The organism is Fodinibius salsisoli (assembly GCF_026229185.1).
Lineage (GTDB): Bacteria > Bacteroidota > Rhodothermia > Balneolales > Balneolaceae > Fodinibius > Fodinibius salsisoli.
On the sequence record NZ_JAGGJA010000005.1, the window covers coordinates 169,438 to 182,548 of the forward strand.

The following is a 13,111-nucleotide window of genomic DNA, read 5'->3' on the forward strand; positions in this document are numbered from 1 at the left end:
ACATACCGTTCTAAATAAAACACTTGTTGGAGTAATTCTGTGGAAATAACTGTAAATGATATCACCTCTGTTGACAAAGAAATTGTAATTTCGGCCCAGCGCGAAGATTTAGAGCCGAAATTTAAAGAGGCGTATAAAAAATATCGTGGACAAATTAACATGCCTGGGTTCCGTCCGGGCAAAGTGCCGCTTAAAATCATCCAGAAACGATTTGGAGATGAAATTGAGCGTGAAGAAATCAATCAGTACGTCCAGGAAATTTTTGAAGAAGAGGTTGTGCCAGAGCACGAGCCAGTAGGTGAAACAGAAATGCTGGATCTCATTTGGGAGAATGACGAGCTGGAAGCAAAATTCAAGATTGGAGCACGCCCCGATTTCGAATTGGTTGACCTGAGCGAAGCTAAAGTTGATCGGCTGATTCATGACGTAACGGATGATGAAGTAGAAGAAGAAATTGACCGTCAGCTAAAGCAACAAGGTAACTGGGAAGAGGTTGAGGAAGAAATCACCGAGAATCACCGCGTAACGGTTGATGCTATTCCACTGGAAGACGGTGAGCCGGATGAAGAGAACAAAGCCGAAGAAGTCATTGACCTCACCAAAGAAGAATCAGACGATTTCCGTGATGATCTTTTAGGCCAGGAAGTGGGTGATGAAGTAGAGGTTGAGATTGGCCATGGCGATCATACCCATGACTTTAAACTGATTATTAAGAAGGTTGAAAAACTGCATAAGGCTGAATTCACAGACGCTTTTGCTAAAGAGCAGAGCGATGAAGAAGCCAAGAATACCGATGAGTACAGAAGCTTGGTTAAAAGCCGTATCCAGAATTATTACGATCAGTCGGCCGATGATCTTTTTAAGAACGATGTGATTGATGAACTTGTTGATAAACATGATTTCGAAGTGCCGGAGGTTTTCGTAAGCCAGGTCAAAAACCAGTACATCGAGCGTGTTAAACAGCAATCGAACGGTGAGTTACCTCCAGGTTTCGATGTGGAGGAATACAAGGAGAATATGACTGATCGTGCTCTGCGCGATGCAAAGTGGTTTTTTCTGAATGAAAAGCTTCAAGAAAAATTTGATGATATCGAGATAAAGCCCGAAGATATAGATGAACACTTGCAGATGCAGGCGGCCCAATATGGTGTCACCGTTGATCAGATGCGAAATCTGTTCGCACAGAATCCTCAACAGTTAGAAAGCCTTCGCAACAGTATTCGAGAAAATAAAGTATTTGACAAGCTGAAAGAGGAAGTTGAAATTAACGAAATCGATAAAGAAACTTATCAGGAACGGCACGACGAAGAGGTGAAGGCGTAATAGCTATTGAATTAATAAAAGTATTTTAACTTCATTTATGAATAAACAACCATTATACGAAGCGCCGACTACCGAGAATGGTGATTTTTCTCGGATTCAGAATAACAACTTAGTCCCCATGGTCGTTGAGAAGACCGAGCGGGGAGAACGAGCGTTCGATATTTATTCACGGCTTCTTAAAGACCGTATTATCTTTTTAGGTACGCCGGTTAATGATGCGGTAGCAAGTTCCATTGTTGCGCAGCTACTTTACTTGCAGGCCGAAGATCATGAAAAAGATATTAACTTGTATATTAACAGCCCCGGTGGTGTAGTTTCTTCAGGTTTAGCTATTTATGATACCATGCGGTACGTAAGTTGTGATGTTGCTACCACTTGCGTTGGTATGGCTGCCTCTATGGGGGCGGTATTGTTAGCCGGCGGAACGGCCGGCAAGCGTAATATCTTGCCCAATGCCCGGGTCATGATTCACCAACCGCTTGGTGGTGTTCGTGGGCAGGCCAGCGATATTGAGATTGAAGCACAGGAAATTCTCAGAATCAAACAACTGTTAAGTAATATCTTAGCAGAGCACAGTGGTAAAGATATCGAGCAGGTCATGGAAGACTCTGATCGGAATAAGTGGATGAGCGCCCAGGAAGCCAAAGATTATGGCTTGATTGATAATATCATGGAGCGTAAAAAAGAGAACGAAGACTAAATTTTTCAATAGTTCAAGCTTAGGACCATGAGCGATAAGGAGCAGCATAACAACGACAATTCAATTCACTGTTCTTTCTGTGGTCGGTCGAGCCATGAGGTCAATAGTATGGTGGCCGGACCGGATGATGTCTATATTTGCGATCGCTGTGTTGCAGATGCCTCAGGTATTGTGAAAAGCGATCTGGCATCAATGGCAAAGAAACGTGAAAAAAATTATAAACCTCTGCTTAAGCCTGCAGAAATTAAGTCCAAACTGGATGAGTATGTAATTGGTCAGGAAGGGGCGAAGAAGACGCTTGCCGTTGCGGTGTATAACCATTACAAGCGTATTACCTCGGACCTGCAGGACGAATTCGACGATACTGAAGTCGAGAAAAGCAATATCATGTTGCTTGGCCCTACGGGTTGTGGTAAAACACTGCTGGCCCGAACGCTGGCTAACATCATTGATGTGCCTTTCACCATTGCCGACGCTACCGTACTTACGGAAGCCGGTTATGTAGGTGAGGATGTGGAAAGTATTCTCTCAAGCCTGTTGCAATCGGCAGATTATGATGTTGAGCAGGTAAAGCGCGGCATCGTTTATATTGATGAAGTGGATAAAGTTGCTCGGAAAAGCGACAATCCATCCATTACCCGCGACGTTTCGGGCGAAGGCGTGCAGCAGGCCTTGTTGAAGATTTTAGAAGGAACAGTGGCCAATATACCGCCTAAGGGAGGGCGTAAGCATCCCGAGCAAAGTTTTATACAGGTAGATACTTCGGATATACTATTTATCTGTGGGGGGGCATTCAGCGGTTTGGAGAGTATCATTGCCAAACGACTATCGGTCAGTTCCCTGGGATTCCATTCCGAAGAACAGGTTAGCTTCAATAAAGACGATCCCGATATTTTCACGTATGTAGAGCCAGAAGACCTGCAGCGTTTTGGATTAATTCCAGAGCTTATTGGGCGTCTGCCAGTCATTTCAGGGCTCCATCAATTATCCAAAAGTGCTATGATCGATATTTTGGTTAAACCTAAAAATTCGCTGACGAAACAGTATAAGAAGCTGTTCCAGATGGAAGGGGTTGAACTGATGTTTGAGGAAGAAGCCCTTGAGCTTATTGTAGAAAAAGCTCTCAAGCGAAAGACAGGTGCCCGCGGACTTCGATCTATTATGGAGTCTTCGATGCTGGATATTATGTTTACCCTGCCGTCGATGAAGAATATTGAACGGTGTGTGGTAACTAAGGAAACCATCGATGAAGATGCACCTCCGGTTTATGAAAAGCGGAAAGCATCAGCATAGCTCCCCGGTATCAAAATATATATGATGAAGGCATCATCTTTGGGTGATGCCTTTTCTTTTTGTAGGGTATCTTAGGAAGAGGATGATTGGGCCAACTCCAAAGGGGCATAAGGTGAGACTTAAGAATATAGTTTTTTGCAGAAGCTTCTATTATTTTGGAAGATTACATGCTTTTTTATAAATAGCTTTTTATGAAACCGTATTTAACCTCAAACAGAATTAACATTGCCCTGATTGGTCTGTTTATTTTGCTGGGTATTGGTTCTTTTAGTTATAACCAATATTTGATTAGCCGAATATTACAGCAAGAACAGTCGGGTGTTAAGCTTTGGGCCAAAGCTATTGAATATACCAGCAATCCCGATCAAGAGAGGATTTCACAGAATTTGTTAGAAGCCGCCCGATATCTCAGGCAGGAATCATTTGTGCCTGACAGTGTCATCAAAATGATTGAAGCCGCAGAGGCAGACCGGGCTTCTCAAACTTTTGTGACCCAGGAAATTGTGCTCAGCGAAGATCGTTTCCTGGTTCCACGGATTATTGTTGATGAGCAGGGTGAAATTATTTTCAGTAACCATGTAGATGCAGAGCTTGATCAGGATTTGATCAATCACTATGCCTCCATGAATGATCCTATAGAAGTAAAATTGGGGAGTAATGAGAACACCCAGGTCCAATACGTTTATTACGGAGAAAGTCCAACAGTGCGATATCTGCGCTATTTCCCGTACATACAGCTTAGCCTGCTGGCATTATTGCTTGGTATCGGCTTTGTGAGTTACCGTACGATCAGTCGGTCGGAGCAATCGAATTTATGGGTGGGTATGACAAAGGAGGCTGCTCACCAGCTGGGAACTCCCTTGTCAAGTTTATATGGATGGGTTGAGCTGTTGCGGGAAGAGAAAAAAGAAGACGATTTCACCCAGCGTATTTGTAATGAATTAGAAAATGATGTGATTCGCCTGCAGGGCGTCGCTGAACGATTTAATAAAATTGGGTCAGAACCCGAGCTTAAATACCAGCGGCTGAAGCCTATTGTACAAGAGGTTGTAGATTATATGAAACACCGCCTGCCTCAGCTGGGTGAGCATGTAGATGTGCTGTGTCAGTTAGATTCCGGAGTGCAGGCAAACATTAATCCGGATCTTTTTCAGTGGGCCATGGAAAACCTCATAAAAAATGCAATGGATGCTATCAAAACGTCGGCTACCAAGGCTCAGGTTTCCGTAAAACTGCATCGGGTAGAAAATGAAGTGTTCTTGGATATTATAGATTCCGGAGTAGGGATAGAAAAGAAATTTCAGAAAGAAATTTTTAAACCGGGCTACAGTACTAAAAAAAGAGGCTGGGGCTTAGGGTTGAGTTTGACTAAACGGATAATAGAAGGGTATCACCATGGTAAGCTGACGATCCATGAAACCGAAGTGGGCCGGGGAACAACGATGCGTATTATTCTTACGGTAGACATGAGCGAGCTTGAAGGAGAAGATCTTGCCGCATCAAATGCTTAGCAGTCTGTCGAGGGGATGATATAGCTTAGAAAAAAGGGCCAGACCAAATCCAAGAATGAAACTTGGTTACTTGGCTGTTAATCCGGCTGGTAACCGCGCTGTTTGGCATATTCCATGAGCTGAGATTTCAACAGGTTTCGTCCCCGGTGCAGACGCGAGCGGATTGTTCCGATAGGTACGTCCAGCATATTGGATATTTCCTCGTACGTAAAACCCTCTACATCACAAAGTAAGACGACCGTCCGAAAATCTTCGGGCAGCTCATCCAGGGCATTGGAAATGTCATCGTCAATAAGTTCGCGGAACATTTTATCTTCCAGATCCGAAGTATCAGTGCGTTCTGCTCGGATGGTCTCATAAAAAGTTGCTACTTCGTCGTAATCAACTTGGTTGGGTTTCTTAGACTGCTTCCGGTAATTATTGATATACGAATTTTTGAGGATACGAAATAGCCAGGCTTTGGCATTGGTTCCCTTTTCGTAGCTGTCGAAAAAGCGGAAGGCCTTTACGATAGTATCCTGCACAAGATCCTCAGCATCGCTGGGGTCTGATGTTAGACGTAACGCAAAATTATACATAGCATCCAGATGTGGAATAATTTCTTCTTCAAAATCTTCCTGCTTCTGAACTTCTTCTCTGGTTAATTCGGGCATCCGATTTTGTCAGCTTTAGATTGCCAAACTCATTTAAAGTCAACTTACTTCTATTGACTACATCACTGCCATATATCTTACAAATCGCAGATACGATTTTTCCTTTAAATCAATGTTTAAATATTATATAGATTTTGTTCTTAAAATTATAATCAGTTTAGCTGATCACCCTCATAGCTAAAGCAAATATATTATAAACATACCGAGAATTATGGAAGTTTCCTTAAAGAAAATATTACCTTTTGCTTTTAAAATACGATTCCACCTAAGAAAGGTTGCAAATTGATAGAAATAGTTGCCTGTGAGGGGCTTAGAATGCTATTACCATCAAATCATAGATAGCATGCGTCCATGCAGCCATACCGAATCCGCGCCATATATAAATGGCATTGAGGGCCAGGCCAAAGAGGAAACGAAAGAGGAACGATCCGAGCGTGAAAGGGTCACCCATGGATCCTATAAAATGGAGCAGGCTGAAGATCGCAGCGGCCAGTAAAATAGCGGTGATATAGGCACTCATTTGTTTAGAGAAAAGAAGCTTGAATAGCCACAAAAGTCCAGAAACTAAAATAACTCTAAAGAACAACTCCTCATACAAACCCGCTCCAAGCGATAAGGCCATTTGTTGCAGTAGGGTCAAACTCTCAATTGGAGAGGATTGCACAATCTGCAAAAGATTGCTCACGGCGGTGGAAATTAATATAGAGAGTACGAAGGCATAAAGCGTAGCTTCAAAGAGCATACCACCGAAATACGATAACCGGAGGGAAGTAAGCTTTTTATGCTCTCGATAGAGAACATAAATACCAATGAGGGCTACAAAGATCAGGGTGATGGAAATGACATCCTGGCTGAAGTTAGCAAATAGGGTTTTGATCCATACATCAACCGAAATCCGGACCACTTGCTCACTATCTGGTTGCGCAATAAAGATCAACACCTCATACAAAAGCAGGAGGGGAAGGCTAATCAGATAGCTATACAGCAGTGTCTGGGTGGTAGAAAAATACCGCTTTATCGATTGATTAATCTTGGCCATTTAGTTTTGATAGATAGTAGCAGCCGCTGTTGTTCCCGATAAATCTAAAGCATTCCAGGCAGCAGCTGATAATTTAAGTCCATCGCCCGATATTCGGTCATTGATACGCACAAATACACCATGGGGTGTATTAGCCCCCTTTACAAATATTACTGACCCAAGCGCAATATTAGCATGAGCTGCCGTAAGAGCATCCGGATTATATAATTCACCGTTGGTTGTTGGCGAGGCTTTATCGGCATCTTGATAATGAGAAACGCTGACGGTCCCCAGGCTATTCATTGAAGAAGGAGAACTTTTTTTGACATACGGATTTTTAAACGACTTACTGGGTGGTGCTAAAACAGTTACCTGCTGACCATTTCGAAGTTGGGAAGAGCCAATGCCCGGATTTAGTACCCTGAATTCTTCTTCATCCATCCGAAATTTTTCCGTCAAATCAGCTACTGTCGTTGATCCTCTGCTCACCCGATGAGTCATAAATTTACCCTGTGCCGATGATGTTTCAGCAGAGGAGATCGACGGCGTAGAGGATACGGAACGAACCGTCAATTGTTGGCCTACACGGATGGTATTAGAGGAAAGGTTATTTAGCTTTTTAAGCTCACTAACCGACATTCCGTGATTACGGGCAATCTTAAACAGGGAGTCATTATTCTTGACGACGTAATAGGTGTTTTGCTGAGTCTCCTGGTTGGTCACAATAGATTGTTGGGGCTTGTCGACCACCGTAGAGGGATAGATAGTTAATGTTTGCCCAACACTTAGATTATTGGCTGCAAGGTCGTTCCAGGATTTTAATTCCGCGATGGAAACCTGATACTTTTTTGAAATAGAGAAGAGCGTCTCTCCACTGGAAACAGTATGCGTTTGAGCCTTTCCGGTAGTCGATTCATCGGCTGTTACTGTACCCTCTTTACGCACGATGATAGACTGGCCTACCGACAACTCGTTGGCCGATAGGTTATTCCACTTTTTAAGCTGTTCTACCTCAACGTTATATTTTTCTGCGATGCTGAACAGCGTTTCCCCCTTCTGAATGGAATGAGTAGTGGTTTGCTGCGCAACCGAAGAAAGAGGCACACTGATAATAAGAGCTAAGCCCAATAGACAAGATTTAACGTTCATAGAATTACTGCTCCTCTATTTCGATTTTGACATTGAAAAGAGCTTCCTCCAGCTCTGACTGAGTCCGTTTCTTATTCATTTTTTTAGCTTTTGGGATGCCCTGCTGATACATTTTTCGGGCATCTTCGAGGCGATCATGAAGTTCGTATAACTTTCCCAGGTGATAATAAACGCCTATATACTCTGGATCGCTTTCAAGAATATCTTCAAACAGGATACGCGCATTTTTGTACTCTTCCTGTTTTTGGAATTCCAGAGCCAAGGCAAACTTTGAAAAAGAATCACCGGGATTCTTCTTTATCTGCCGTGCAAGCTGTTTGATTTTTGATTTATTATCACTGGCCATGATTGATTACTTAGAATATATTTAATGGATGTAGTTTTGTTGGATTAGCCTATAATGGCTAACAGGGTAATTCCCCGCATCCACACCAAAGAGCAATTAAAACAAAGTTCTTATTACCCTGAACGACTAAAACATAATTAAATTATAACTCTGCAGCGAGTATTTGGGCGATAATATCCTGGCAACCCCACCCTAATGCTGTTGGTATCGTTCTTCAATTTCTTCCACAGAGTCTCCGCCGAATTTTTCTAAGAAGGCATTTGCCAAAACAGGAGCGATGACGCTTTCCATAACCACAATAGCCCGAGGAAGAGCACAGACATCCGATCGTTCGTAACGGGTATCTTTCTCTTCTTTTGTGTTCATATCTACGGTTGAAATAGGGGTGAGCATGGTTGGAATTGGTTTCATAACGCCACGCACTATCAAAGGCATCCCTGTTGAAATGCCGCCTTCAATGCCTCCCATGCGGTTGGTTCGACGTTTAAATTTGCCATCTTCATGGGTGATCTCATCGTGCACTATTTGACCGTGCCGGCGACCAGACTCAAAGCCCTGGCCAATTTCTACTCCTTTCATAGCCTGCGTGCCCATCACGGCTTGTGCCAGTTGACCATCCAGCTTGCGATCCCAGTGCACGAAGCTGCCCAAACCCGTAGGCAATCCGGTAACCAGAACTTCCCAATGGCCGCCCAATGAGCTGCCCTCTTTACGCCGGACGATGATCTCATCCCGCATCTGTTGGGTCAGTTCTTGATCCAGGCAACGGACTTCGGATTCATCTGCTGCACGGAAAACCGATTCGGCTCCATCATCCAGCATTGGGTCAACAAGGTTACGCACGTCTTCCCAGGGATCTTCATAGCCAATACTGCCAATGCAGGTAACATGGCCACCAATTTCAATGCCAAAATGTTTTAAGAGCTTGCGTGCAATGGAGCTACATGCTACCCGCATGGCCGTTTCACGGGCACTGGATCGTTCAATGGAGGGACGGATATCATCATAACGGTATTTCTGGACCCCGGTGAGGTCGGCATGGCCCGGGCGGGGCACCGTAATAGGATCTACATCGCTGCCATCACCTTCTTTGGCCATCACTTTAGGCCAATTCGCATCATCTTTTTCAAAGGCACGGTTGGGCATTTGAAGGGCTATGGGTGCGCCTGTGGTTTTGCCGAAACGGACCCCCGATAGAATTTCAGCGCGGTCTTTTTCAAAAGCCATACGTCCGCCGCGGCCGTATCCTTTCTGGCGGCGAGCCAAATGTAAAGCAATTTCATCTTCTGTGATAGGGAGTCCTGCTGGGATTCCTTCAATTATTCCTGTCAGCTGTGGTCCGTGTGATTCGCCAGCTGTTAAATATCGTATCATGCTGAGTTAGTCTGTTCTTGGTGTGAATTTAAATGTTCGGTGAATTCATGATGGGAGACCCGTTCCGATAGGGATCGGTAATCGTCGCATCCTTCTTCGCGCAGATGTTTGATGCGTTCAACGTCTCCCAACACTATAAGAGAGTCGCCCGCTGAAATATGATCTTTGCTCCCCGGATTAAACCGAATGTTATCACCGTTATCCGGGATAATAGCAATAATGACAACAAAATACTTTTGGCGGATCTGAGCTTCAGCAAGGGTCGTTCCGTCAAACTCGGAACCTTCAAAGACTTTAACCTCATCAAAAACATGATCCTGAACCTGGTTGGCCGAGGAGCCACTCTGGATGCGGTTTATAAACTGGTCTACATTGGGTCGCAAGATGACATTGGCCATGCGATCGGCACCAATTTCATAGGGCGAAATAACTTTGTCGGCTCCGGCCCGAATAATTTTTTTTGTATTTTGATGCTGATTGGTGCGCACTAAAATAAAGATATTCTGATTAATTTCTCGCGCAATGAGGGTTACAAAAACGTTATCTTGGTCGCGTGAGAGTGTGCAGATGAGCCCGCGAGCTCGCTCAATACCGGCCTCTTTTAGTACGGTCTCATCCTGGGCATCCCCGGCAACATAAAGAAGCTGATTGTTACGGATACGTTCAATGCTGCTTTCCCTGTTTTCAACGACAACCAAGGGAATGCCTGCTTCTTGCAGTACCTCTGCAATTCGGTGGCCAATACGTCCATAGCCCGCTACAATATAATGCTGATTCATCTTTTGTAGTTGCTTCTTCATGGCTCTTTTCCTAAAAATTTCGCTTTCAAATATTAACTGTGTGGTCTGAGAGGCGATATATGAGATAACACCAATACCCATCAGGAACAGAATCATCGTCAAGACACGCCCGCCCGCTGACAAATTAGTCAGCTCTGAAAAGCCGATGGTTGTAATAGTAATAAAAGTCATATAGAAACCATCGAAAAAGTTCATACCTTCCACAAAATGATAGCCAACGGAGCCGACGAAGAAAATAATGGCCAAAATAATAAACGCCAGCACGATGCGCAGTGCTATAAAATTATCGATGACGTCACTATAAAACTTCTGCATAAAGCTCATACCATTGAGAATTCTTTCATGCTCGTAATATAGTTTAAAAAATAAAGCGCACGAAATGACAACCACCGAGAAATTTAATAGTTTCCATCGTTGATTTAGCAAAATATATAAAATGGAAGCACTCGAAAAATTAGGACGATATAGCTTGCTCTTGTATCGCTCGTTGCGGTCGCTGGGTGAGGTAAATACATATAAGAAGAATTTAGTGCATGAACTGCTCAAGATAGGTTACGAGTCGGTTCCCATTGTACTTTTGACCGGCGTTTTTACAGGTGCTGTGATGACCATCCAGACAGCCTACCAGCTTGATATTGCCTTTATCCCCATTTCTATTATCGGCGCTATTACTTCAGAGTCACTGCTGATCGAGCTGGCAGCAGTTATTACCAGTTTGGTGTTGGCCGGAAAGGTAGGCGCACGCATAGCCACTGAGCTGGGAACTATGCGCGTGAGTGAACAGATCGATGCTTTAGAGTCCATGGGGTTTAACTCGGTTTCCTTCTTGGTACTTCCCCGTGTATTGGCAGGGCTCGTCATGTTTCCCATCCTGTATATTTTTGCCAGTGTGTCCGGGGTGATCGGGGGCGTTGTCGCCGGATATTTGTCCGGGGCCGTCTCTCCGGCAGAGTTTATGACAGGCGCTCGTGAATTTTTCTTCCCCTGGGATGTCACCTTTGGTATCCTGAAAGCCTTTGTATTTGGTTTTGTAATTACATCGGTATCCTGCTTTAAAGGGTATTATGCCAGCGGTGGCGCTGAGGGGGTAGGCAACAGTACTACACAGGCTACGGTTTTAAGCTGTATTTACGTATTATTAGCAGACTTCGTACTTGCAGCGGTGTTCTTATAATCTTGTAAGCATTTATGATAGAGATACGCAATCTCAAAAAAAGTTTTGGTTCAAACCTCATCTGGGAAGATATTTCTTTCAGTATTGAGGGAGGTGAGACGGTTGCCATAATCGGGCGTTCCGGTTGTGGGAAGTCTGTTCTGATGAAACACCTGAATGCCTTGATGTATCCCGACTCAGGAGAAGTTATCATCGATGGAAAAAATATCTTTGACCTGGAATATCTGGAACTTCGAAAGATGCGCCAGCGTTTTGGCGTGCTCTTCCAGGGGTCGGCGCTGTTCGATTCGCTCAATACCTTCGAAAATATTGCGTTTCCGCTACAGTATTTTTCTGACTTGGACCAACAGAGTATCAAAAAGAAAGTTGAAGAAGCCCTGAAGATGGTAAATCTGGAAGGCACCGGTGATCGGTCTACGGCCGAACTTTCGGGTGGTATGCGTCGGCGTGTAGCTCTTGCCCGGGCCACAATATTGCAGCCGGACTTTTTAATATATGATGAGCCGACATCCGGACTTGATCCACAGACATCCGAAGAAATTAATCAGCTCATTATATCGATGGCTGAAAACTTAAGCATTACTTCAATTGTTGTAACCCACGATATCCACAGTGTTTTGAAGATTGCGGATACCGTAGCATTTTTGGAAGATAAGGGCCTGTGCTGGTATGGCTCTATTGAAAAAATGCAGGAGAGCAATAATCAACAATTGTTAGATTTTGTAACTGCCAGCGAGTATCAAATTAGAAGATAACAGGTGATATTTTGAAAATGAGTAATGAACTAAAAGTTGCACTAACCATTTTAGCAGCCATCATTGTTGGCTTTTTTGGGTATCGTATAATGGGCGATATGCCCTTGTTCAGGCAATCCAAAATTATCAACACCAAGTTTGCCCAGGCCGATGGTTTAACGCCCGGTGGGTACGTGTACATTAACGGAGTAAAAGTAGGATCCGTGAAAAGCATGAGCCTGACGGAAGGCGACAGCGTACAGGTAAAGATGAGCTTTGACCTGGGAATCGATATTCCCAGAGACTCAGAGGCTCACCTTCAATCTTCCGGCTTGCTCGATGAAAAGGCTATTGTTCTCGAACGCGGAAACTCCCGGGAATACCTGGACCATAACGACCGGATAAAGGGCATTTATGACGGCGGTATGATGGAGACGCTCAAGCAGGAAGGAGAGCAGCTAAGCGAGGATGTTTCGCAGTCTTTTCAGAAGCTCAACAGTCTGCTTGAAGAGCTGAATCATATGTTTGATGAAGAAGCCCAGGGACGTATCGATACCACATTGACGAACCTGCAATCTTCTACCGAAGAAGTCACTACTATGCTCCGTAACAAGCGGTCGGACCTCGAAAAAAGTATCGGGCACGCTCAACAGTTTCTGGCTAATATGGATACGGTAAGTGCACGTAATAAGACGCGCATTGATTCAGTTATGGTCGGGCTTGATCGATCTATCGGTGAGCTTGAAATTTTAAGCCGCGATTTGACTAAAACCAACCGTCAGCTGCAGCAAATCCTGACAAAAGTGAACAATGGGGAAGGCAGTCTTGGGAAATTAGTCAACGACCCCGGTCTGTATGATAATCTGGAGAGTCTCTCCGGTGAAATGGATCTCCTGATCAAAAATATCAATGAAGATCCCGGAAAATACCTTAAGCACATGCGGTTGATCGAGGTCTTTTAAACAAATAGTGACACGCTGGAAGTAATCATATCAGCTAAAATAGCTTATAAACTTTTGTAGAACGCTAAATTGCT

At 44.0% G+C, this 13,111-nt stretch carries 13 protein-coding genes; 7 read left to right on the forward strand and 6 right to left on the reverse strand.

Annotated elements, in window-relative coordinates; all coding sequences use genetic code 11:
• Window positions 1-39 precede the first annotated feature (39 nt).
• The 4 genes from tig (at window position 40) to J6I44_RS08995 (ending at window position 4,827) form a co-directional block, all read left to right on the forward strand.
• Window positions 40-1,323 (forward strand): trigger factor, encoded by a 1,284-nt coding sequence (gene tig, locus J6I44_RS08980; RefSeq protein WP_265765745.1) that lies wholly within the window; start codon window positions 40-42, stop codon window positions 1,321-1,323.
• Window positions 1,324-1,360: 37 nt separating this feature from the next.
• On the forward strand, window positions 1,361-2,023 hold the full coding sequence (gene clpP, locus J6I44_RS08985; RefSeq protein WP_286670505.1) for an ATP-dependent Clp endopeptidase proteolytic subunit ClpP: 663 nt from the start codon (window positions 1,361-1,363) through the stop codon (window positions 2,021-2,023).
• 27 nt (window positions 2,024-2,050) lie between these two features.
• Entirely contained in the window at window positions 2,051-3,316 is a 1,266-nt protein-coding gene (gene clpX / locus J6I44_RS08990) for an ATP-dependent Clp protease ATP-binding subunit ClpX (protein WP_265765746.1), read from the forward strand.
• A 191-nt stretch (window positions 3,317-3,507) separates the two neighbouring features.
• Complete coding sequence (locus J6I44_RS08995; RefSeq protein ID WP_265765747.1) at window positions 3,508-4,827, forward strand: sensor histidine kinase; 1,320 nt, start codon at window positions 3,508-3,510, stop codon at window positions 4,825-4,827.
• Window positions 4,828-4,904: 77 nt separating this feature from the next.
• Here the strand turns inward: J6I44_RS08995 and J6I44_RS09000 are convergent, their stop codons facing one another.
• The 6 genes from J6I44_RS09000 to J6I44_RS09025 form a co-directional block, all read right to left on the reverse strand.
• Entirely contained in the window at window positions 4,905-5,480 is a 576-nt protein-coding gene (locus J6I44_RS09000) for a sigma-70 family RNA polymerase sigma factor (protein ID WP_265765748.1), read from the reverse strand.
• 310 nt (window positions 5,481-5,790) lie between these two features.
• Window positions 5,791-6,519, reverse strand: coding sequence for a CPBP family intramembrane glutamic endopeptidase (locus tag J6I44_RS09005; RefSeq protein WP_265765749.1), 729 nt, complete (start codon window positions 6,517-6,519; stop codon window positions 5,791-5,793).
• On the reverse strand, window positions 6,520-7,647 hold the full coding sequence (locus J6I44_RS09010) for a LysM peptidoglycan-binding domain-containing protein (RefSeq protein ID WP_265765750.1): 1,128 nt from the start codon (window positions 7,645-7,647) through the stop codon (window positions 6,520-6,522). It abuts the gene before it with no gap.
• A 4-nt stretch (window positions 7,648-7,651) separates the two neighbouring features.
• The gene (locus J6I44_RS09015) at window positions 7,652-7,993 is read right to left on the reverse strand and encodes a tetratricopeptide repeat protein (RefSeq protein WP_265765751.1); all 342 of its coding nucleotides are present in this window, start codon (window positions 7,991-7,993) and stop codon (window positions 7,652-7,654) included.
• 192 nt (window positions 7,994-8,185) lie between these two features.
• Window positions 8,186-9,367, reverse strand: coding sequence for a chorismate synthase (aroC, locus tag J6I44_RS09020; protein ID WP_265765752.1), 1,182 nt, complete (start codon window positions 9,365-9,367; stop codon window positions 8,186-8,188).
• Window positions 9,364-10,482 carry a potassium channel family protein gene (locus J6I44_RS09025; RefSeq protein WP_265765753.1) on the reverse strand — a complete coding sequence of 373 codons (1,119 nt, stop codon included), beginning with the start codon at window positions 10,480-10,482 and terminating at the stop codon, window positions 9,364-9,366. Before J6I44_RS09025 ends, aroC begins: the two co-directional genes overlap by 4 nt.
• 121 nt (window positions 10,483-10,603) lie before the next feature.
• Between J6I44_RS09025 and J6I44_RS09030 the strand changes: the two genes are divergently transcribed.
• The 3 genes from J6I44_RS09030 to J6I44_RS09040 are packed head-to-tail and all read left to right on the forward strand — an operon-like array spanning window position 10,604 to window position 13,037.
• Window positions 10,604-11,341 carry an MlaE family ABC transporter permease gene (locus J6I44_RS09030; protein WP_265765754.1) on the forward strand — a complete coding sequence of 246 codons (738 nt, stop codon included), beginning with the start codon at window positions 10,604-10,606 and terminating at the stop codon, window positions 11,339-11,341.
• A gap of 14 nt (window positions 11,342-11,355) precedes the next feature.
• A complete protein-coding gene (locus J6I44_RS09035; RefSeq protein WP_265765755.1) occupies window positions 11,356-12,096 on the forward strand; it encodes an ABC transporter ATP-binding protein in 741 nt (246 codons plus the stop codon).
• Window positions 12,097-12,113: 17 nt separating this feature from the next.
• Window positions 12,114-13,037 carry an MlaD family protein gene (locus tag J6I44_RS09040; protein WP_265765756.1) on the forward strand — a complete coding sequence of 308 codons (924 nt, stop codon included), beginning with the start codon at window positions 12,114-12,116 and terminating at the stop codon, window positions 13,035-13,037.
• Window positions 13,038-13,111: the final 74 nt, after the last annotated feature.